This is a genomic window from Ktedonosporobacter rubrisoli (assembly GCF_004208415.1).
In the GTDB taxonomy this organism is placed as follows: domain Bacteria; phylum Chloroflexota; class Ktedonobacteria; order Ktedonobacterales; family Ktedonobacteraceae; genus Ktedonosporobacter; species Ktedonosporobacter rubrisoli.
In genome coordinates, this window is sequence record NZ_CP035758.1 from 7,825,591 (window position 1) to 7,848,482 (window position 22,892).

The following is a 22,892-nucleotide window of genomic DNA, read 5'->3' on the forward strand; positions in this document are numbered from 1 at the left end:
ACAGAAAGATGCATCTGCGTGCTTCCATTTTTATTGTACCTGGTGCAAACTCACCATACCTCTTTGTGAGGTGCATATCGAGAAAATGGGCCTGTTCCCCTGTTCCTTCTTGCTGATCTGACTGATAGACAGCCGGCTCGGGCGTAGAGAAAAAGGGTGAACAGTTGCTTCGCCGGCTCACCTGGAGCCGGTGCCCTCTGTTTCGCTTACTACACAAACAGTTTTCTCATCAGTTAGCGGAGAGCGCTAAAAAAGTTGGAGGCATCAGGAGTCTGAGGGACTCCCTGGTAGAGGTTCTCCCCAACCTCTCTTCCAACAAATCGACTCAACTGTATACTAACATATCTGTATGTAGTAACGGGATAGGAAAGAAGAAGGTAACGGTCCTCTCAGGTGAGAATGCATAAGTAATATATAAGCTATTCTACCTAAACTCAGCATCCTCACATAGCAATACTTTAATATTGCCGAGTTTATGGTAAAAACAGTGCCAGAGGTGGGATGCCGGAGCCTGGCCGGCATCCTTCCATTTGGCTACCACCAGCCGTCGCTGCCTGAAGAAGAGCCGCCAGGCGGTGGGAAGGCGAAACTATAGCTGCTTGGACAATAGGGGCCGGGAACCTTGGCATTAAATTGCTGGAACTGTGCCTGCTGGCTGGATGTAGAATTTACGTCAAGTAGATCAGGGAGCAGGCTAGTATCCTGATCGTCTGTCCCATTGGGGGTTGGCTGCAGGTTGGGCGTAAACTTAGGCTCGGTTCCAGGCATGAACCAATCTGTAGTCGTAACGCCATCAGCATATGTCACCGTGGCCCGTTCAAGCCCACCGGGATTCGTGAAATTGCGGATCGGATGGCCCTGCTCGGCTTCCAGCATAGCATCGTGCCAGAGCGGGCCGGCGCCATCAACGCCTGTCACATTCGACATCGGCGTATTATCGTCGTTACCGGCCCAGACGCCCAGCACATAATCGGTGGTATAGCCCAGCGTCCAGTTATCGCGGAAATCTGTAGTTGTCCCAGTCTTGGCCGCCGAGGGACGTACCGTGCCGCGATCGCCCAGGCGGCACTCTTGCTGCGAGTTCGAGTAGAGCTGCAAGACATTGCAGTCAAAGAACTCGGGCAGGCGCGAATCATTGTCGCTCAAGACGCTGGTCATCATATAGGCCAGCTGCTTACTGATGGCCCGCTTACCCGGGTTGGCTGCATGCTCAATCGTGTTGTGCGTATTGGCGAAAACTATCTTCTGGATCGCATAGTAGGGCACATGAACGCCACCATTGGCAAAGGTTCCATAGGCCGAGGTCTCATCGATCAGGCGCACGCCAAGACCACCCAGGACCAGCGAATAGCCAGGTGTGCCCTCGTAACTGCTAACACCCATGTCATGAGCCGTTTGCATCGAGGCCGCTATGCCTGCGTGCTGCAGAACTTTCACAGCTGGAATATTCAGTGAATTTTGCAGGGCGCAACGCAAGGTCATATGCCCGTGATACTTCATATCGTAGTTGTGCGGCGTAAAGGTGGGTGGATTGCTACCCGGTAGGTTAATCGTGAGCGACGCATCGTCGATGGCCTGCGCCGGCGAAGAACCTTCCTTGAAAGCCGTAACATAGACAAAGGGTTTGTAAGAGGAGCCAGGCTGGCGATAGGCCTGCGTGGCTACGTCGAACTGGCCGTCAATGCTCTCATCGTTATAATCGATACTTCCCAGCAGCGAGCGAATGGCCCCGGTGTGAAAATCGATAAGTACTTCGGCCGCGTTGGTTACGTGGTTTGTATCGCGTATCTGGTCGATATGATTGCGCGCAATCTGCAGAATTTTATCCTGTAGCCCTATGTCAAGCGTAGTGTAAACCTGCATATCCGAGCGTGAGAGCTGATTGCGTTTAAGATGGTACTCCTGCTCAAGCTGGCGCAGAACAAAATTGAAAAAGTGCGGCGCGCGATTGGTAAGATCTGGTCGTTTAAAGAAGTGCGAGCTCTGGCCTTCTTTCAAGGCGTCCAATCTTTGTGCATTCGTAATATAGCCCTGGGTATACATTGCGCTTAGCACTTGCTCGAAGCGGGCCTGAGCCGCCTCGGGATAGATGCGCGGATCATAAGAATAGGGAGACTGGGGCAGCCCGGCCAGCATGGCCGCCTGGGCGAGATCCAGCTGGCTTGAGGCCGGTTTCCCCGGCTTATCTTGCAGCCCGAAGAAGACTGTTGCCGCTGCATCGACACCATAGGCCTGTTCGCCATAGAAGATACTATTCAAGTACATTTCCAGGATGTCACGCTTCGTATACTGGCTATTCACCGAAGGCGTAAGCATCACCTCTTCAAGCTTACGTATGAGACTGGTCTGATTGCCTACCACAAGCCTTTTGATGAGCTGCTGCGTGATTGTGCTACCGCCCTCGACGACGCGTCCGTGGCTCAGATCACTGATGGCAGCCTGGATGATACGCGGAATATCAATGCCAGGATTTGTCCAGAAATTCTTGTCTTCAATGGCCACCGTCGCATTTTGCAGATCCTGTGAGACATCCTGCAGCTGGACTGCCGTATGCATCCCTTGATCCGTCAACTGCCCGATGATAACTCCCTTGCTGTCATACACCTTCAGATTGTCGCGCGGCAGCAGATCGCGCAGATTCACCACGCGGGGCACATATTTTGACTGCGTGTCGCTATAGAACTGATAGGTGAGATAGGCCCCGGTGCCGCTTACTGAAAGGAAAATCACGAGCAACGCCGCCACTACACTGCCCAGGACCACCCAGAAACGGCGCATAGTGCGCTGGCTATCCTGACGGGCCTGGCGCATATATTTGCGCGAAATATGACGTAGAAACACCTTGCGGCGTTGTCGCCAGTACTGAATACGGAGCGTCTCGGGGTCCACCCGATCCTTATGAAGCTGTATGCTCCCGTTAGCAGCCTGACCTACCAGCTTGTCGCGCGTTGAAGAGGTATGCTGCGTAGAGCGTATTTCCTGTGTTTTCGGCAAAGTGGGAGCGCGCGAGGGTGACGAAGTAACTGCATTTCTATCTTTCGTGCCATTCTCCTTATCATGAGCAGCCTGTCCATCTTGCGCGTCTTGCTGTGTTCGCGCATGCTGTATCTCGGCCTGTGGCTTGCCCTTCTCGGAGCTGGCAGCGGAATTTGACCGAATCTTTGCTGCATCTTCACGCTTGCGGTGTTTGGTCGACATATAGATTCCCCCTCGTAGCATCCCGTTTGCCTGAAAAGTATCCTGTTTTCCCCAAACATAATGTAAGTGGCGTGCAAGTTCTGCTGGACGGGGCTACCTCTCGCGGGGAGGGGCAACCCTCTCCAGCGGAGAGGCCATGAAAAAACGACTATATGCTATACAAACGTTCCTACCAGCCGGAACGCATACACTTTAATTTTGACAGTTACTATTCTGCGCAGCCTCGATCAGCGCGGGGAGAATTTCGTTAGTAATGGCCTGGATCTGGTAAAGGCTCTCAACCCAGGGAATATCCTGTTCGCGTCCGCCGCGTATCTCCGCGAGCTGCAAGACACTCTCATCGAGCAGAGTATGAAAGTAGAGAAAAGCCCTTACCGCATCGGCGACAGGAACATGCGAATTACAGGTGATAGTTCCATATTCCTTGCCCAGCTGCACGGCTTCGCTTCTCAATTCCTCTTTATCGGTTCGATCGTTGAGTGCGCGTAGCAAGAGATCGAGCACACGGCGTCCTAGATGGCGGAAGGCATCACGTGCAGCATCATTAAAGTGCTGGCACCACGGCATTGTATTGATAGTTCCGTCAGTAAAAGCAAAGCGCACGCGCCCCAGCACGCTCTGGATTAATAGCTGGGAGGCAGCATTTGGGCGTGGCTCCGCTTCCTGGCGTAAACGTGCCTCAATATCCGCACGGCGAAAACGGCGATGCCCCCCGCTCGTGCGACGTGAAGGCAATTCATTCCGGTCTGCCCATAAGCGCACTGTCGCAGGATGCATGCCCAGCATATCGGCGGCTTCGCGCAAGCTCAACCACTCTTCCCCTGCCTGTGACGACAACATAGCACCTCCTGAAACATTGTGGCATCTCAGCACTTCTTTTATAGCTCGATTGTAGGAAATTCAGGCGGTATCGTCAAGCGGTAAGTCCACACTTTTCAAGATTTCGCCGTTGGACCGCCTCCCGGCAGCAAAAACGTGTGGATGAGCAGGCTTCAGCGACCTTTTGACGCAGGCTCATCTGCTATTTCCTACGGTCAGTCCTATCTCTTAATAGAATCATACCCTATTACTGCTCCAATTGGCTATATGCGATTTTGTGAATGTAGTCTGATGCGCACCCACCAGCCCATCAGGATTAAGCCAAGTGTGGCAATCACGGCAACCAGAGTCATGCCAGCCGTGTTGCGCATTCCGGGAAACCATTCAAGCAAGGGAGCGCGCAGGACTAGTAACAGGAGAGCTCCCGTCGCCAAGGCTATCTGGTGCTCCGCTCCCCAGCGGCTGCCATTGCCAGACATGGCAAGAATGTTGCGCAAGACATAGGAAGCCAGCGCTATTACACAAATTATAGTGACAATAGCCGGGATTGGCGTTAAGGGCAAGAGAGAATTGATAAGGAAAAAGGCGAGCGTGGCCACAAAGCCCAGGGCCCCAAATACATAGGGAGCCGCCAGAGAGGTCTCACGAATGGTCATTATATCTTGCATTCTGGCTGGCAGGTAACGCGCGATCAATACCAGGATTGCTACGATCAGCAGCGCTATGATATAGAGCCCAAGGCCGGGCTGATAGAGATTAAAGAACAGGCAACCAGCAATCGTTGCGGCCAGGAGAATGCCAGCGAGCCAGTTGAAGGTGCGCGGGCTTACCCAGGCTTCGTTGCGGTGCTGGGGGAAGAGTACGTTAGTGATCAGGACTGGAATGCCGATGCTGAATAGGGCGTGGAAAAAGATCATCTGCACTGTCCATACCCAGTTAATGCCCAGCCAGCGCCCATAGCTGCCCAGGGTACCAACATCTGTCCAGTAGGGGTCGAAGAAGCTTTTAGCCATCAAGCCTTCCACAACTATGGCAAAAGCTGCACCCAGGATAAGCAGGCTGGGCCATCCTTTAGCCCAGCGTAGGGTTAGCTCGCGACAGATGAGTGCGCCGCTACCATAGAGGGCCAGGAGTAGGATTAAGAGTAGTGGGCTGAAGAATTGCGACGGCGGTGAAGAGCCTGAGAGCAATTCTGCAACCAGCGGCGATAAGAGAAATAGCACCAGAGCTGGCGATAAAGTAGCTTTTTTCATCTTTCCTTCCTAATAGAAGTTCTGCCCATATTTTTCTACCGTAACGCACATATATCTTATCATAAAACAGTATTATATCATCCTTAAAGAGTAGTCAATCCAGGGCATTTTCGTCGCAAGGCAGGATTGTTAGGGACCCGATTCTTATATCCGGCTCGCGACGCTCCGCTCATCTCGAAGAAACGACCATTAGAGTATGATTAGTTTATTTATGGCCGTGTTTATTTATGTATTCATTCTAAATAGATATGCTATTATAGAAGTATTCGGCTAAAGATAATACAGGAATAGAGAAAAGATGAGCTATTGCCAGCTTCTTACCAGCCTGGTTTAGGAAGTCTGGCCTCGTCCAGAAAGGACAATAGAGACAATGACAGATCAGGAGCGCGCAAAACAAGAGGATCTTATGGCTCGCGGACCGGTGAGCCGGGGCGCTGAAAATACCACTGCTCCCATGAATCAGGGGCAGCAGAAGCAGGCCCACAAGCCCCGAGAAACGGATGCCGAACGCAATAAAGAGGACTATGATAAGCTTATCCATATGCAATCGTCGGGCACCTCGGTAGGGCGGGGGATGGCAGTAGATCGCGAAGTTGGCTCCGTGGGAGGTGGCGATTTCCCCAGCCAGCCTACGCCACCGCGCGGAGGAAGAAATACGAGTAACAGCACCGTAGGCGGCGGGGGCACCTCGGCTGGCGCTGAAGCTGGATTGGGCCAGCATCGCGATCGCGGCAGCATGCCGGATATCGACGTAGATACCTCAACCAATAATGCCAATACCATGAACAGGCAGGAGGGCGGAAAGCCGCAGAGCGAGCTTCCCAGGCAGCCGGCGAAGAACGCCCAGCCGGGACCCGCGGCGGCCGCGAAATCCTCCGGAGAGGAGCAGAATCCGTCCGAGAAGCATGCCCACAAGCGCGGACCCCGCGAGACAGGCATAAACAAGGAGACGACAGATCCGATGACCTCGCGCTTGCCACATAAGCTTAAGCATAACTCATAGAAATAAACTGTCTAACCTTGCCTCCAGGGACGACCTTAGCGGCTCCAGGCTGGTCGTCCCTCTATTTAGCTCTCCTGCAAGCTCAGCTGTTTGCCTTTTTCCCGCGCGGGCAAGCTCGTCCTTTGTCTCCTTAGACTGCCCAAAAACGAGAACGGCAAAGGCTTACCAGCTTCTTGCCTGCGAAGTGCCCAAGTATGGTTCATCTATGCTACAATACGCGCAATAGCATAGAAAGTATAGAGGAGCAATGCATTGACAACTACTTCACAATCCTTACCCCACTGGGATATGACGGCTGTCTATCCCAGCCTGGAATCGGCCGAATTTGCCGAGGGCTTTGCTAATGTCGTCAAAGAGATTAACGACCTGGCTCAGCTACTCGATACCCATCATATTGGGGACAAGGGACCTGATGTCGTTGACGATTCTCTGATCGGTATATTTGAGGCCCTGATTGATCGCTACAATGCCGTCATCGATAATACCAGGACCTTAAGCACCTATATCAATTGCTTTATTACGACTGACTCGCAAGATACGGTTGCGCAGGCGCGCATGAGCGAGTTGCAGCGCTCATTGGTGCTCTTATCTACGCTCGGCACGCGCATGACTGCCTGGATAGGTACTTTGGATGTGGATGCGCTAATTGCGCGCTCGAAGCTGGCGAGTGAGCATGCCTATATGCTGCACAAAACGAAGCAACAGGCCGAGCACCTGATGTCGCAGGACGAGGAATCTCTGGCGGCCGAGCTCAACGTGAGCAGCGGGCGTGCCTGGAGCAAGCTTCATGGCGATCTCACCTCGCAATTGCTTATTTCCCTGGAAGTAGATGGTCGGGTGCAGGAATTGCCGATGAGCGTAATTCGCAATCTTGCCTATGATACCAACCGCGACGTACGTCGGCGTGCTTATGAGGCCGAGCTGGCCGGCTGGAAGCGCGCGGCCTTGCCTCTGGCGGCTTCGCTCAATAGCATCAAGAACGAGGTAAGCGTGCTGGCGCGCCGGCGTCGCTGGGAATCGCCTCTGGCGGCCTCCCTCTTCAGCAGTAGCATTGACCAGCAAACGCTAGATGCCATGCTCACGGCTGCGCGGGCCTCTTTTCCCGATTTTCGGCGCTACCTCCAGGCCAAAGCCCGTGTACTTGGCCTGTCGCGCCTGGCCTGGTACGATCTAGTCGCCCCTGTAGGGAGCAGCGAAAAGGTCTGGGAATTCGAGGATGCGCGCAACTTTATTGTTGAGCAGTTTGGCAGCTATTCCGAGAAACTGTCACAGTTTGCGGCGCGCGCCTTCTGCCAGCGCTGGATTGACGCAGAGCCACGCCCTGGCAAGCGTGACGGAGCCTTCTGCGCATCTTTGCGCCGCGATGAATCGCGCATCCTTTCCAACTTCAAACCTGCCTTTCGCGGTATGAGCACACTAGCCCACGAGCTTGGCCATGGCTATCATAATACCAACCTGGCACAGCGGACCGCGCTACAGAGGTCGTTGCCAATGACCCTGGCTGAGACGGCAAGCATCTTCTGCGAGACCATCGTGAGCCAGGCCGCCTTACAGCGGGCCGACCGCCAGGAGCAGATAGTCATTCTTGAGGAATCGCTACAAAACTCTTGCCAGATAGTGGTTGATATTAGCAGTCGCTTCCTCTTCGAGCAAGGCGTCTTTGCGCAGCGCTCAAAGCGTGAGCTTTCGATCGAAGAGCTCAACGAGTTGATGCTTAACGCCCAGCGCGAGACATACGGCGATGATCTTGAGCAAAGCTTGCTCCATCCCTATATGTGGGCTGTGAAAGGGCATTATTACAGCACGGGACGCTCGTTCTATAACTATCCGTACATGTTCGGACTGCTCTTTGGCCTGGGTCTGTATGCCCATTATCAGCGCGATCCAGAGAGCTTTAAGCGAGGCTACGACGATCTGCTGTCGTCGACGGGCATGGCAGATGCCGCTACTCTGGCTGCGCGCTTTGGCATCGATCTGCGCTCAGAGGCTTTCTGGAATGCCAGCCTGGATATTGTGCGCGGCGACATTGAGCGCTTCGAGCAGCTTATCGCCGGATAGGCTCTACTTGAGTGTTTACCTGGCAGGGAAAGCTTAGTTCCCCTGCCAGGGTAATAGCCGTCGTTATGCTTTGAATTGTTTCCCTATTTAGAGACAGGCTTTGCGCGCGCGGAGAGCCAGAAAGAGGGGGATCTCCTGATTGGCAAGATTCTCAGCCCTGGCCTGTACCCTTTGTAGGCCCTGCGTGTTTTCCCTGCTCGTTTTATAGGTGGTGATCTCTTTCATCTGCTCGATCAGTAAGCCACAATCGGCCAGCGTATTGATATAGTGCTGTAGCGGGCGATGAAAGCTGATAGAGACGCCGCTGCCTTGTCCGGGATATTCTTTGAGTGGCACGGAAAGTGGCGTGAGATAGCGATCGATACGCCGAAAGCGTACCTTGCGCTCCTCCTGCCAGCCCCACCCGCTCTGCCGGGGCACGCGGAAGCAGGGATGCAGCATCAAGATTACCACGCGACCTCCGCCGCGCAGGACCCAGGCCACGGCCTCCATAACTGCTGGCAGCGGGTCCATATCCTGGATGCTCAAGAGGAAAACGGCGGCATCAAACATATTGGCCTGCATGCCCGCCAGGCGCTGAAGATTACGCGCGTCCCCCAGCAAAAAGCGTCCCTGGCGATGATGCTTGCGCGCCTGGCGCAAGAGGCTCGGGCTGGCGTCTAGACCGGTATAATCGGCGCCCGCCTGGATTACATGGGGAGCCAGTACACCTTGACCGGCTCCTATATCCAGGATCTTCTCTCCGGGCTGGGCAGACAGCAGCTCCATAACTGCCGGAATGGCCAGACGCTGGTGATGGAGGCTGCCATTTTTGCCCATCCAGCCATCATACCAATCGGCCAGGGGCTCCCAACCGCCGGCCCTGTGCCTTGCGTTCCGGTGTCCGTTGCTTGCCGCGTTATGCATACTGTGCGAACCCGAGTTAGCCTTAAACTGCGTGCTGCGTGGATGTCTTATTGTCACTATCGTTTCCTTTCTCTGACCAAACATCGCCAGAGGCCGGCAGAGCTGTCGAGGAAGCGATAGGAGTTGCGTAATGTACCAGGTTAGAGGAAAAGCGCAGAAAGAGCAATAATCTCCCAAGACAGCGTACTGCTAACACGCTGCAGGGTCGCTTTGTTCTTCCTGGCGGGAAAAGGGCTGGAAGGAACAGAGAAAAGGGGAAACGAGCTTATATATTACGTGTTACCCGATTGCTTCGACCCTGGACAGCGTGACGCGCATGCGGCCCCGGTCGATGTGGCATATACCCATAATTGGTAGAAACTCCTTGAAAAAACCATAAAAAGGGCGCTTGCCCCTTGCGTGCTGAGTATAGCAGGCTGCAAGAGGCGTGTCAAATCGCTCATCGTTTTGTTGCTGCCAACTGCTATTGGCTCATAGCAAGGCAAGGGTTTGCACGTGCTGGAGGAAGCTCTGCACCAGGCCGCGCTTGAGCTCATCGTGATACGGCTGATTGTGATAGTTGCGCAGGCACTCATAGCAGCTAGTTTCCGCACCGCAACAGTTGTGGCTTACGCGCTCATTGGCAGCTGCAAAGACTGCTGCCAGGGCTTGAGCAATCCTGAGAACATGGCCAGCTCCACCCGGCACATTGTCGAAGATCATCAGAGCAGGAGGGTTGCTATTGTTCGGGTAATAGAGCGTACCATCCAGATCGTCGCGCCTGATAGATAGTGCCTGCGCGGCTCCTTCCATGAGCGCATAGAGTAAGGAACGCCATAGACGCGTATCTGCAGTTCTAGCGAGGTGGCCATCGAAGCGGATCTCGACGACATCGGTCAAGAATTCATGCCCCAGACGGAGCGTCTCGATAAGGCCCTCACAAGGCTTGTTTGTGCGCGGGTTGATATGTGAGCTGGGCCTGGCTGTTCGTCTGGATTTTCCAGCCACGGGAGCTGCGGGCGTGATTTCGGCGAAGCCGCAGTGCTGACAAATGCGGAAGCCGCGTCGATCGATGCCCTCATTGACCAGGGCCAACCTGCCCAGGTGTGAGGAGTAATAGCTAACTTCAAGTTCCTCGTTTGACAGCTCTTCTACGCGCTCAAACGTCGGCGTCGTCGCCTCTTGCTGTGACGTGGCATACTCGGAGAAATAGACACGTGAGGAGTAAAGGCGCAATGGGCGCTTGTCTCCGGCGCGCTGGATCTTTCCTGGAGCAGCGACAAAGCCAAATTCGGGTATGACAAAAGTGCCGTGCAAATGCAAAGGGCCGCCGCAGCTACAGATGCGCGGTACGCTTTCCTCGACTTTACGCTTGATGAAGCGCTTGCAGTTCGGACAAATCGAGTACTGGTAAGCTGGCCAACCGCGATTGGGCAGCTTGTAGAGCCCGCCACTGACCCAGATATGGTTAGCGGCTACAACTTCGGCTCTGGGAGCATATTCCGCGATCGCAATGCGCAAATCGCGTTCAAGCTGAATACGACTTGCGGTAGGATCGAGCAGGTGATCAGTTTTCAGCTCAACGACATCGGTCGGAAAACCATATTTGGGCAAAAGATTGCGCGAGGCCAGAAAGCCGAGTAAGGGACGGTTGCGGATCGTGCGAATGATAGATTGGTAGCGCTCGCTCAATTTATAGTTGCCCTGGGCGCTGGCCGCCATTTCCTCATTGTGATAGGTAGTAAGATCGTCGATTACTTCAGCGTCTACCCGCTCCAACAAATCCAGCAGACCATCACCGATGGCAGTGCGGAGCCAGCGCCAGTCGGCCAGGCTCATCTTCTCATGCATATTTGCGGGGACAATACGTCTTAAAGCGGCAAGGACTTGCGCCGGCTGGGTCTGTGCATAGGCGATGAAGAGGCCAGTTCCAGGGCGCTGGTTCTCCCCGGGCTGGAAGAAACTGCCAAGCCCTCGAAAATCGCGCATTTCCTGCTCGTAGAGCTGGCGAAAGAAGGCTGCGAACAAGACGGCCTGCATATGTCGACGAATAATTTTTTCGTTCTCTAGCGTAATACGTGGAGAGTCAATATGGCCGGCAATAATGTTTCTAGGATTACTATAGTGCGTCAGATCGTGTGAGCGACGCTGAGCATAGGTGAGCGCGAAGGCTGCCGAATCCGTACGTCGTCCGGCGCGACCGGCACGCTGTACATAGTTAGCTGTGGTTGGTGGGACGTTACGCATCAAGACGGCCTGCAATTCGCCCACGTCGACACCTAGTTCAAAGGTGGTTGAGCAACTGAGCAAATTGAGTTCGCCGCGCACGAAACGTTCCTGCACTTTGCCAGCTTCGTCGCTCGTCCATTGGGCCGTATGCTCTTGAGCCGAGAGTGGAATAGCCGGCATGGTGAGATAGAGCTTGCGATAGTGATTATCTTCGCGCTCTAGATCTGCCAGAGTGCAGGCTTCCAACCTGCCCTGACAGCCCAACGTGGTGCATAAGGCTTTAAGCGACAGGGGGGAGTAGGCCTGACAGCGATTGCAGCGATAGACTACCTGAGCCCCAGTTAAGGGGACCATTTCCCAGAACTCGTGACTGAGCTGATAAACTATGCCACATTTGGGCAGGGATGAACTGATGATGTGGTCCCGCCAGATGGGGCCTGGTGTCGTGAATTGCTTCCACAATCCATCCAGCGCTTCAAGCGCAAAACGCTTGCGCTCCTGCTGCGATAGATCCGGCGCACAGTAGGCGAGAAGGCGCTCAAGAAGTTCCAGGCGGCGGTTACTGCCGCGCGTTGGCAGCCAGCTCAATATCCCCATGCGATTATCGGCCTGCTCTTTACGCATATGAAAGGTTTTGTTGCGCGGCGCGAATTCTTCGTCGCGGGGATCAATGCCTTCCAGAAAAGTTGTGACTCCCTGTTGCCGGAGTGTATTGAGCAGGAGCGCGCTAAGATTCCAGCATTCCTCCTCGCTGAGATTCCAGGGCGCGGCTTGTAGTAGCGTGGGAGGGCGCCAGCGTTCCGGCCTTACCAGGCGAAATTGTAGCAGGCCTACCCCTTCCAGGCTTAAGGTTCGATCAAAGGCTATGAACTCCTGCATTAACCAGGTTCTTACTGTATGCCTCCGTTCGTCGCGGCTCTGATGCTGCGTGAACATTCCGGTGCGCTCGGCTGCTTTGTGCAAGCGACTAACCGTATCTTGTAAGCGTAGCTCGCCGCATCTACCATCGGGATCGCTTAGAAGCGCCTGCAAGATTAGGTGTCGGTGCAACATCTGGTTGTATGTGCGTTTGATATACGGTGCAAAGAAGGCTGCATCCTGACGGCTATCCGAGAAGACCAGCAATTTCCGTCCTTCCCCTGGCAAATCGGCGGCGCTAGGATCGGGTGAGGGAGGCAATTGCTGATAGAGCGCGGTGGCCAGCACACTGACAGGGGCATCCTGACCAGTGAGGGCACGTAGAATGATCGCGTTATTGCTGCGCGCGCCGCAGCTCAAACATTTGTGCGGCTCTTGTCCCTCTTTCAACTTCAGATGATAAAGCGTAAGCGTGCCCTCTCCACACTGGCAGCCCTGTCGCTGGCTGTTAGAAAGGACTCCACAGCGCAGACAGAGCTGATACCTGATCTCGCGGCCGTAAGTTTCTGAGGTCTGTACCTCTCCCGACGTTGTAATCGTTTCGTCCTCGTCGATGCAACCGTTATACTCTCCCAACAGGAAATAAGCCGGTGGCATGGCTAGCTGCTCATCATTTCTGGCCAGCGTCTGGCTGAGAAGCAACTGCTGGGTGGATGGTGCTTCGAGCTGGCTGCCGACGATATAGGCTGCGCCGCAACGCATACAGGTAGCTAATTCAACAATCGTGTGCTGACATTCCGGACAGGTTTCGTGTCGATTCAGAAACAGGCGCGGTTCTTGATCGGCATGCCCAACCCTGTTCAGGCAGACAAAGACACCTTCCAGCGCCCTGACAAAGGCATGGTAGCGGGCTGGCAAGAGTGAAAGGCTATCGGGCTCGGGACGCGCTCTCACGGCCAAATTCACTAGCGCGATTAGCTTTTCGCTGGCTGCCGACTCATGAGGGAAAATTGCCTCTACAGCTTCCTCCAATAATAACGGTTCCTGACTTACCAGCTCGTGCAGGTGATGAATTCTTTGATCTCCGCATAGGAGCGCGTACAAAAAAGCATTGGTGGTATGCATGACGTGCTCTGTACTGCTAGCAGGCAAAGCTTGCCATTGGCTAAGAGCAGCCGAGCAGGCCTGAGCGAGTACAGCGGAGGGAACAAGCGAGCTTGCAGAGGCGCGCAGTTGTGAGAGAAGTTCATATCTATCGGAGATGCCAGGGTTTAGCTCGTGCAGGCAGGCTTGCAGAGCTTGATAAAGCTGGCTTGAGCCTGCTCCCCAGATACTACCCAGTGCGGCTGAAGTCTGGCGTTGGGCAGCGATGATATCCTGGCGCATGGGATCTGCGGCTGACCATTCAAAGAGCTCGCCGAAGAGATTTGCGGCAAATTTGGCAGCCGCAGGAAAATCGCGACTACCCTGGCCGAGCGTGGCACTGGTAGCTATGCAGCGCAGCAAATCTGGCTTACTCCCCACGATGCGTTCTTTCAAGCGGCGCAAGAGCATGGCCAGTTCGATGCCACTGGCCCCATCGTAGATATGCGCTTCGTCGAGCACGATAAAGCGCCAGTATTGGCCCGTCTCGCCGTCGAAGAAATTGCAGTCTTCAGGGCGCAAGAGCAGATATTCCAACATCGCATAGTTGGTCAGGAGAATATGGGGTGGTTGAGTGCGCATCTTCTGTCGGCTCAGCAGCTCATTTGACAACAAGGGCTCGTAGGGAAATTGGGCCCGGAAGCGCTCTTCGGCCCGATTATTCTGCTCCTCGGTTTCTCCTGTGTAGCGCCCAAAGGTAATCGCGGGATAGTGCGCAAGAACATGGCGCAAACGCCTGAGCTGGTCGTTGGCCAGGGCATTCATGGGATAGAGCAGCAGGGCGCGCACACCCGGTTTATGGAGCGTTCCTTGTTGCTCTTCTTGCAAGAGGTGATTGAGGATGGCCAGCAGGAAGGTCTCAGTTTTGCCTGAGCCTGTGCCAGTGGCGACAATGATATTGCGCTGCTGCTGTGCAATATGGGCAACAGCCAGATCTTGATGCAAATAGAGCTGACGCTCGTAGGGCAGTGCTGTTGAGCAGAGGGCCTTGAAGCGTGGATGAAGGATTCCCGCACTTACCAGTTGAGCAATGTTGCGGCCTTCCTCGAAAGGCGGCGCGGCCTCTAGAAAGGGACCTTTGACCAGCGTGCCAGGCTTGCAGGTCTCATGACGAAAGGCGCGCTGTAGGGCCTGATCCTGGAATGGCGAGAGCGTACGTAGATAGCGTAAATAGGTGGTACTGATAGTGTGCATCGTATTGACAGGGTTAAGTGTGCTCATCCCTTGCTCCTCCTTGTGGGCTTAGGCATCAGCTTTAGCTGATACTCTTCTTGCTACTTTCTTTGTTACGGTAATACCCAGGCTAGCCCTCAATTTCTTTAAGGCTCTTTCCTCTATTTGACGGACGCGTTCTCGGGTGAGCTGCATTTCTTGCCCGAGCTGTTCAAGCGTCAAGTTTGTCTCATCGCCAAGTCCGAAGCGCCGCTCCAGAATATAGCGCTCACGACGATCAAGCTTAGAAAGCAATTGCTCAACAAGCTCTTGCATTGCTATAGCATTGAGGGATTCCTGGGGATCAGCTTCTTCGTTCACAATGAGGTCGCCGAAGCTATTTTCTTCGTCATCTCCCAGGGGGGTGTCCAGCGATTTGTGCTCCTGATCGAATGCTTGCAGCTCTTGCACTTTTTCGGGGCTTATGTCAAGGCGCTCGGCCAATTGGCTAAGCGTGGGCTCATGCGAAAGTTCATACATAAGTTCTTGCCTGGCGCGCTTGAGGCGCGAGATTTCATCATGTATATGGACAGGGAGCCGTATCAGCCGTTTCTTTTCGGCGAAGGAGCGGGTGATGGCCTGGCGTATCCACCAGGTAGCGTAGGTTGAGAAGTGGTATCCAAGGGCGGGATCAAATTTTTCGACGGCGCGCATCAGGCCTATATTGCCTTCCTGGATGATATCGAGGAACTCCATGCCACGATTCATATACTTTTTGGCAATGCTGACAACCAGGCGCAAATTACAATTGGTCAATTCTCGGAAAGCCTCTTTGCCTTGCTCGCTCAGCCTGGCCAGATAGGCATCAGGCTCTGGCCCTATCTCCAACTGCTCATCTGCCCGCTTGCCCTGTTGCTGCAGGCGGGCCAGATGGCGTTCTCGCTCTGGTCGCAATAATGGGTACCTGCCAATTTCCAGCAAATATTGGCGGGCGCTATCCAGCACTAATTTGGGTAGCCAACCATAGAGCTCGTCAATATCTAACATGGCTTGGGTATCGCTAATCTGAGCCTCGCTATTGCGCTCTCGTACGCGCAAACCGGCTTCTAGTAACAGAGAGAATATTTCGGCTTTGATGTGTACATCTCGGTCAAGCCTGGGTTCGAGTAGGACCAACTCGGCTAGATCAATACTGCCATACATATGCAGCTCGTTGAGGATGTGTGAGAGGCCGGTACCAGGAACCAGATAATCGAGCAGCTTTTCGAAATGCCAGCGCGTTTGCTGGTCCTGCTGTAAGCTATAGCCTGCGGCCAGGGCTAGTAGGCGGAGAGGGGCCTTGCTTAGCTGATGCTGAAAGCTGGTGAAGATCTCGCGAGGTAGCGCATTGTTCTCCTGCTCAAGCAGGACGAGCAGGGCTTCAAACAACATGCGGGTGTGTTGGGCTTGATAATGCTCTCTCAGCTTATCCAGGAGACGCAGGCGAATGGGGGTATCTGGAATAGCCAGGAAGCGTTCCAAGATACCCTCGACGGTGTATGGCAGTTGGGCCAGGTAGCTATGTGGCTCTTGTTCGATCCCCAGCATGATATCGGTTGTTCCCACAGCCTGTAGCGCCGGCCGGGTTCCGTTTGAGGCGAGCCAGGGATCGATGAGGGCAATTTCGGCACGATATGGCCCGGGCGAGAGAGCTTCCAGGTCAATTTCAAAGCTGTACTCGTCCTGGGCCTCGTCTGCAATAGGGAAGCTAGCAGCTGGTTGCCAGGGATGCCAGAGCGACCAGAGACGTAGATGGCGATTCCGGAGATGCCGTTCGCCGTGCCAGGAGAGCAGGAGCAGCCAGGTCCGATCAACCAGGCAGCTCTCGATGTTGAGATTGGTTAGCTCTAGAGATTGAGTATAGCGCAGGACAGGGAGACGCACGGCCTTGCTGCGCTCGGGGAGTCCGCTCAGCTCCAATTCGACGAGGACATGGCCCTCGCGACTGCTGCGAATGCTATCCAGGGCCTCCCCGAGAGGGAAGGTGAGCCATTTGTGAAATTTGCCTCGCGCTGATACGATCTGTGGTGGCTCGCTCTGGCTGTAGTGTACCACTAGCCTGCTGCTGAGGCCGGTTAGATTCAGGCCTGGCGAGATAGAGACAAGGAGACGTGCTGCTGTAGCTTGCTCAAGCTGGGCCCTGGGTTGGGACAGGACAGAACTTTGCCAGGCCTCCTCTTTAAGGATGTTCTGTGGCGCGTCTATAACCGTCCACTGTAGTAGCGGTAAGGGCAAGGTCATGGGAATGCGCAACTGGGTCGCGCCGTGTTGGCGGCATATGTGCAGAGTAATCTGGCTGTAGATCGCTGGTACCAAAACACTATAATGTCCGGGACGGCTGGCCTCGATCTGCAGGTTTTCCTGCCCGGCACTTTCAAGCTCAAGTTCAGGGCTTGTTGTGATGGCGAGGTGAGGAGATGGAAAGTGACCGCTCTGATCAGGCAGGCGTAAGCTGTGCTCGGCTGCAATCTGGATATCCAGGGCGGAGACGAGGGCGATTGTGAAGCTGGTATCGCGCCCTAAAGGACCGCGTAAGGCGATCTCATAAAGGCCAGATGGTTCTTGCGGAAAGAGGGAACTTGCCGCTAAGGAGATCTTCAGGGTATCCTGTTCGATAGTGTTGACAAGTTCTACCACAGGCCAGGTCTGGACCTGCGTGCCCTCAACCCGCTTTTTGATGGTGAGAAACCAGCGCCGAGCCTCGATGTCAGGGTCACGCAAGGGAGGAAGCGGGATATGGATTTCGGGAGGTGCGCCTATGAAAATACGTGGCTCATCGTGTAGGTGGAGCAGATTGAGGACTTCACGGCCCTCCAGGCGGGGCTGCAGTTGCGCAAGATCTGGCTCAACGGCAAGGCTAACCGCTCCGATAGTTACAGTTGTGGCGCCGCTGAGATCCCAGGCTTCGGCCTGATAAGCCTCCCATGCTCCTGCCAGCGGTGGGAAGGTTTCGCGCTTTTGCCCGCCTATAATATCCAGCTTGCTGGCCTGAGGAAAGAGGAGCCAGAGCAGGCGGGCTGGCAGGCTGTCGTGCAGTTGTAATAATGAATTGCTTTCAGGATCAAAGGCCAGCAGGGGTTGTTCACCTGTGACGCCGAGAAAGTGCCAGCTGCGCTTGAACCCTGGCAGGCTGAAGGTGATGCAGTAAGCTGCGGCCGGGGAGGCCAGTTCTAGCAGCTCAGGCTTGGTCTCCCAGTGATCGCTACGCCAGTTGAGTGCGAAGGGCACTTGCGTCTCGGGCTGCTGGTCGGCTTGGATCAGCCATACGCCTTGCTCTGGACTGAGCGTTGAAGGGATAGCCTGGGCGGGCAGTTCGATGAATAAGTTTTCGCTCCAGGGGTCCAGTATGATGGAGGGCTTGCTCAAGCGCACTTTTGTGCTCTGTTGGGCCGTAGCTTGCTGCCTGACCCAATGGAAATAAGCTGTAACAACGCGCTCGGGAAGGCCCGATTCGGCAGATCTGGGCAAAGTCTGGTGTTCCAGATAGGCATAACCCATATCGAGGCAGCGGGCAACGAAATCTACAGACAGCTTGCCACCAAATTGGAGAAAACGGTGAATCGGTTTGTCTACCGAGGTATGGGAACCTGTTTCCAACCAGGTGGCAATAATCTCCTGGGCAGAGGCGCCATAGAGATCGGGGTGTAGGAGGGCAGGCTGGAGAATGTGGGTAAAGAAGTCGGTTAATGAATAGGTGGGGATGCCTCCATGTAAGAGGATAACGTCTACATATTTGCGCCCGCCCAGACCCACGAAGGCGGGTAGATGATGCTCATCCAGAAAGTTAGCGAAAAACTTGCGGAGAAACTGTTCATTTGCCCCGCTAAGTTCTACGTCTGGGATGATATTAGACCAATAATTGCCTTCTTGATAGCCTTCGATACCACGGGCTACCATATAGGCGGCGAGACTAGCGGGATATCTTTCAGCTAAGCAGCGCAGTGCCCTGGCTGAACCAGATTGCTTGGATAGCTTGATAACCGCGTTGCCAAACTGCTCTATCCAATCCGGCGCGAAATCTAGCTCACCTAATAACTCTACATACTCGATTCTCTCACATAGCTCTTGTTCAAATACCGCCCACGTTTGCATTTTGTGATATTTCTCCTATTTTATGGCTGATAAGACCTATATGAAGATAGTATTGCTGATATACGTGTGTTTTATCCTGTTAAGCGAAGCTATGATTCTGGTTGGACATTACCATTTTTATAGTAATAGGTATTAAGAGCCTGATCATAGCAAACATTATCTAATAAGTCAATAACTTGTATCTCTTCTTAAACTACTAAAGCTTGAAATTCCTTGAACACGGAATTTAGCTGTAGCGGCAGGCTTGCTGTCTTGGCATCATTCAACAATAATTCGGCCTGTGCTGCTAATTATGTTTTTCCTTTGCAGGCAAGGAAAAATGCTGGAAATTATGTACTATTTTTGTTGTCTCTTCAACCTTTCATCTAGCTCATACCCGATTTCGACAATGTTAGGAGTTGTATATGATAGCTGAGCTTCTTGTCTTCCGGCTGGTGTCCAGAGATAGAAAAACGAGCCTTGAGCAACTTTTTTTATGCTTTCTTTATGCGTGAAGCTCTGCTATGCGTTACACTAGATAGGGTTTATTGCCATTTTTGCTCCTTGAGAATCAATAAAATCCCGAGCAGTTGCTGATGTTTTATCTGTTTAATTTGGCTTTGTGTTTTTCTCGTGTAGTGAGGGAGTAGAGTATGGTACCTTTGGAATCGTTGGTTCCCGGGGCGCTGGTGAAGGGCATCTTGCCGCAAGCTACTGTCTTGCTGGTAAGCGTCGTCCGCCATGGGGATATCGGGGTTGAGCTGGTGTATAAGGATAGTAGCGGTCAGGTGGGTAGTGAGTTAGTATATCAGGATGACCTGGTGCGTCTGGAGATTGTGCCCGCCGGTCTCTCCTGGAGCTTTAGCGCCGATGGGAGCCTGTTTCGTCTCGTCTCGGAAGCCTACCGTATCAGTCTCGCCTATTTATTTGATCCCCTGGTAGCCGTTCACACCTCTCTGGTTGAGCCTTTACCACACCAGATCACCGCGGTTTATGAGGCCATGCTGAGCAAACAACCGCTGCGTTTTTTGCTGGCTGATGATCCTGGCGCGGGCAAAACAGTTATGACGGGCTTGCTGATTAAAGAGCTTTTGTTGCGCGGCGATCTGCACCGCTGCCTGATCGTTGCTCCCGGCAATCTGGTTGAGCAGTGGCAGGATGAGCTCTATCAGCGCTTTCACCTGACCTTTGAAATCCTGAGCCGCGAGCGCCTTGAGGCTTCGGTTTCGGGCAATATGTTGGCGGAGCTGCCTCTGTGTATTGCACGCCTTGATAAGCTCTCGCGCGATGATGCCTTGCGGGAAAGGCTGGCCCAGACCGAGTGGGATCTGATTGTGGTAGATGAGGCGCATAAGATGTCGGCCTCCTTCTTTGGCGACGAGATTAAGTATACGAAGCGCTATCAGCTGGGCGAACTCCTGGGCAAGCTTACGCGGCATTTTCTCCTGCTCACGGCCACACCTCATAACGGCAAAGAGGAAGACTTTCAACTTTTTCTGCGCTTGCTGGATACTGACCGCTTTGAGGGCCGTTTTCGTGGGGGCGTGCGTAAGGTCGATGTTAGCGATTTGATGCGCCACCTGGTCAAGGAGCAGCTCTATCGCCTTGACGGCACGAAGCTCTTCCCTGAACGCCTGGCCTATACCATCAACTATGCCCTCTCTCCTCTGGAACACAGCCTCTATAACGAAGTGACGGAGTATGTGCGTCAGGAATTTAATCGTGCGGACACCTGGGGCAAGCATGGGCGCAAGGGCACTGTCGGCTTTGCCCTGACGATCCTGCAGCGTCGCCTGGCTTCGTCTCCCGAGGCGATTTATCAATCCTTGAAGCGCAGACGCGAGCGTCTGCAGCAGCGGATTCAGGACTTGCGCCAGGAGCGGCAAGAACGCGCGGCGGCTATGGAGCTCTGGTCCGATCAGCCGCTCTTCTCGGCTGAGGAGCTTGAGGAGATGGATGAGGTTCCCGGTGCTGAGCTGGAAGCTGTGGAGGAACAGGTTGTCGATCAGGCCTCGGCGGCGCATACGATTGCCGAGCTAGAGATGGAGATTAGCACGCTGCAGCGCCTGGAGGAGCTGGCCTTTCAGGTGCGCTGTAGTGGAGCGGATCGTAAGTGGGAGGAACTGGCCAGCCTGCTGCAAGAGCACGCTGAGATGTTTGATCGCCAGGGCTATCGGCGCAAGCTGGTGATCTTTACTGAGCACCGCGATACACTCAATTATTTAACTGAACGCATGCGTACGCTGCTGGGACGCGAGGAAGTGGTGGTGACGATCCACGGCGGGCTGAAACGCGAGGAGAGGGTCAGGGCACAAGAAGCGTTTACGCAGGATAAACAGGTGTTGATTCTTGTGGCGACCGATGCGGCCGGTGAGGGCATCAATCTGCAGCGCGCACACTTGATGGTAAATTACGATCTGCCCTGGAATCCGAACCGCCTTGAGCAGCGCTTCGGGCGCATCCATCGCATTGGCCAGACTGAAGTATGCCATCTGTGGAATCTTGTGGCGGCCGAGACGCGCGAGGGCGAGGTATTCCATACGTTGCTCAAGAAGCTAGAGGAGGAGCGCGAGGCTCTAGGTGGGCGCGTCTTCGATGTGCTGGGCCGCGTGCAGTTTGCTAAGCAGCCCTTGCGCGAGCTAATTATCAAGGCCATTCGCTATGGGGATCAGCCAGCCGTGCGCGCCAACCTTACGCGCGTGGTCGATGAGGCTCTCGATCATCGTCACCTGCGCAAGCTGCTCGATGAGAACGCTTTGACGCATGAAGTCCTGGATGTCGTGCGCGTGCATCAGATCCGCGCGGAGATGGAGCGGGCGGCCGCACGGCGTCTTCAGCCGCATTTCATTGCCTCATTTTTCCTGCAGGCGCTCAAGCGTCTGGGTGGTAGATGGTACGAGCGGGAGTCGCAGCGTTATGAGATTACGCACGTTCCTGCGCAGATTCGCAATCGCACCGCCCTGCATACCAGCCGCACGCCAATTTTACAGCGCTACGAGCGCGTCGTCTTTGAAAAGGAGCGCATTCTTCTGCCGGACAAGCCGCAGGCGACCCTGGTCTGTCCCGGCCATCCCTTGCTGGATAGCGTGATTGAGCTCTTGTTGTCTCAGCATCGCGATGCGTTGGCGCAAGGTACGGTGCTGGTCGATGCCAGCGACGAGGGCCAGGAGGCGCGCGTGCTCTTCTATCTGGAGCACACGATTCAGGATGCCAGCCTTGATACCAACGGGAAGCGGCGCGCCGTGTCTCGCCAGCTGCAATTTGTCGAGATCAATGCGCGCGATGAGATTCGCGCGGCCGGCTATGCGCCCTTCCTGGATTATCGGCCCTTGCGTGAAGAGGAGCAAGCCTTGATTGCGCAGGTGCGCGGCGCGCCCTGGCTGGCCCAGGATCTAGAGAAGCGCGTGCGCGATTATGCGATCAGGCAGCTGGTTCCGCGCCACTTGAGCGAAGTGAAGAAGCGACGCGAGGAGCAGGTTGATAAGACATATCGGGCCGTGAATGAGCGCCTGACCCGAGAGATCAGTTACTGGGATAATCGGGCCGTGCAGCTGCAAAGCCAGGAGGCGGCCGGCAAGACCAACGCGCGCCTCAATTCGCAGATTGCGCGCCAGCGTGCCATAGAGCTAAATGAGCGCCTGGAGCGTCGCTTGAGCGAGCTGGAACAGGAGCGCAAGCTTTCGGCCATGCTGCCAATTGTGCTGGGTGGTGTGCTGGTGGTGCCTCTCGGTCTGCTGCGCAGGTTGAGCGGAGCGCAGGCCGAACCGCAAGAGCAAGCGAGGCACGAGACGCAGCGCATCGAGCGCCTGGCTATGGAGGCTGTGTTGCGCCTGGAACGCGCGCAGGGCTATCAGCCGCGCGATGTGAGCGCCGAGAAGTGTGGCTATGATATTGAGTCGCAGGTCCCGGCGACGGGCCGCCTGCGCTTTATTGAGGTGAAGGGGCGCGTGAAGGGGGCCGAGACTGTGACGGTGACGCGCAACGAGATCCTGACGGCGCTCAATAAGCCTGAGGATTTCTGGCTGGCGGTAGTTGAGGTGGATGGCGAGCTGACGCGCACGCACTATATTCCCAGGCCCTTTCGTCAGGAGCCCGATTTTGAGGCGACAAGCGTAAATTATCACTTGGCTCGCCTGCTGGCCCACAAAGATATTTTGAGCTTCGAGTAGAGGAGTTATTTCTAG

9 protein-coding genes are annotated in these 22,892 nt (G+C 54.6%); 3 read left to right on the plus strand and 6 right to left on the minus strand.

Annotation, left to right across the window (positions count from 1 at the left end):
- Positions 1-534: 534 nt before the first annotated feature.
- The 3 genes from EPA93_RS34065 to EPA93_RS34075 all read right to left on the minus strand — a co-directional run bounded on the left by EPA93_RS34065 (position 535) and on the right by EPA93_RS34075 (position 5,270).
- The gene (locus tag EPA93_RS34065) at positions 535-3,198 is read right to left on the minus strand and encodes a transglycosylase domain-containing protein (RefSeq protein ID WP_165423580.1); all 2,664 of its coding nucleotides are present in this window, start codon (positions 3,196-3,198) and stop codon (positions 535-537) included.
- A 192-nt stretch (positions 3,199-3,390) separates the two neighbouring features.
- On the minus strand, positions 3,391-4,038 hold the full coding sequence (locus EPA93_RS34070; protein ID WP_129891791.1) for a MerR family transcriptional regulator: 648 nt from the start codon (positions 4,036-4,038) through the stop codon (positions 3,391-3,393).
- 242 nt (positions 4,039-4,280) lie between these two features.
- Complete coding sequence (locus EPA93_RS34075; protein WP_129891792.1) at positions 4,281-5,270, minus strand: NfeD family protein; 990 nt, start codon at positions 5,268-5,270, stop codon at positions 4,281-4,283.
- 370 nt (positions 5,271-5,640) lie between these two features.
- Between EPA93_RS34075 and EPA93_RS34080 the strand changes: the two genes are divergently transcribed.
- Positions 5,641-6,273, plus strand: coding sequence for a hypothetical protein (locus EPA93_RS34080; protein WP_129891793.1), 633 nt, complete (start codon positions 5,641-5,643; stop codon positions 6,271-6,273).
- A gap of 252 nt (positions 6,274-6,525) precedes the next feature.
- Positions 6,526-8,331 carry a M3 family oligoendopeptidase gene (locus EPA93_RS34085; protein ID WP_242527198.1) on the plus strand — a complete coding sequence of 602 codons (1,806 nt, stop codon included), beginning with the start codon at positions 6,526-6,528 and terminating at the stop codon, positions 8,329-8,331.
- A gap of 87 nt (positions 8,332-8,418) precedes the next feature.
- Here the strand turns inward: EPA93_RS34085 and EPA93_RS34090 are convergent, their stop codons facing one another.
- From EPA93_RS34090 to EPA93_RS34100, 3 genes are all read right to left on the minus strand, one after another.
- A complete protein-coding gene (locus tag EPA93_RS34090; RefSeq protein ID WP_242527199.1) occupies positions 8,419-9,294 on the minus strand; it encodes a class I SAM-dependent methyltransferase in 876 nt (291 codons plus the stop codon).
- 414 nt (positions 9,295-9,708) lie between these two features.
- A complete protein-coding gene (locus EPA93_RS34095) occupies positions 9,709-14,667 on the minus strand; it encodes a DEAD/DEAH box helicase (RefSeq protein WP_129891794.1) in 4,959 nt (1,652 codons plus the stop codon).
- 21 nt (positions 14,668-14,688) lie between these two features.
- A complete protein-coding gene (locus EPA93_RS34100) occupies positions 14,689-18,729 on the minus strand; it encodes a sigma-70 family RNA polymerase sigma factor (protein WP_129891795.1) in 4,041 nt (1,346 codons plus the stop codon).
- A gap of 632 nt (positions 18,730-19,361) precedes the next feature.
- Between EPA93_RS34100 and EPA93_RS34105 the strand changes: the two genes are divergently transcribed.
- Entirely contained in the window at positions 19,362-22,877 is a 3,516-nt protein-coding gene (locus EPA93_RS34105) for a helicase-related protein (RefSeq protein ID WP_129891796.1), read from the plus strand.
- Positions 22,878-22,892 lie beyond the last annotated feature (15 nt).

What these genes read in the sequence shown, in the direction of transcription:
- EPA93_RS34100 (WP_129891795.1), bottom strand. Translation starts at nt 18,729, where the DNA reads ATGCAAACGTGGGCGGTATTTGAACAAGAGCTATGTGAGAGAATCGAG.
- EPA93_RS34070 (WP_129891791.1), bottom strand. Translation starts at nt 4,038, where the DNA reads ATGTTGTCGTCACAGGCAGGGGAAGAGTGGTTGAGCTTGCGCGAAGCC.
- EPA93_RS34105 (WP_129891796.1), top strand. Translation starts at nt 19,362, where the DNA reads ATGGTACCTTTGGAATCGTTGGTTCCCGGGGCGCTGGTGAAGGGCATC.
- EPA93_RS34075 (WP_129891792.1), bottom strand. Translation starts at nt 5,270, where the DNA reads ATGAAAAAAGCTACTTTATCGCCAGCTCTGGTGCTATTTCTCTTATCG.
- EPA93_RS34095 (WP_129891794.1), bottom strand. Translation starts at nt 14,667, where the DNA reads ATGAGCACACTTAACCCTGTCAATACGATGCACACTATCAGTACCACC.
- EPA93_RS34065 (WP_165423580.1), bottom strand. Translation starts at nt 3,198, where the DNA reads ATGTCGACCAAACACCGCAAGCGTGAAGATGCAGCAAAGATTCGGTCA.
- EPA93_RS34080 (WP_129891793.1), top strand. Translation starts at nt 5,641, where the DNA reads ATGACAGATCAGGAGCGCGCAAAACAAGAGGATCTTATGGCTCGCGGA.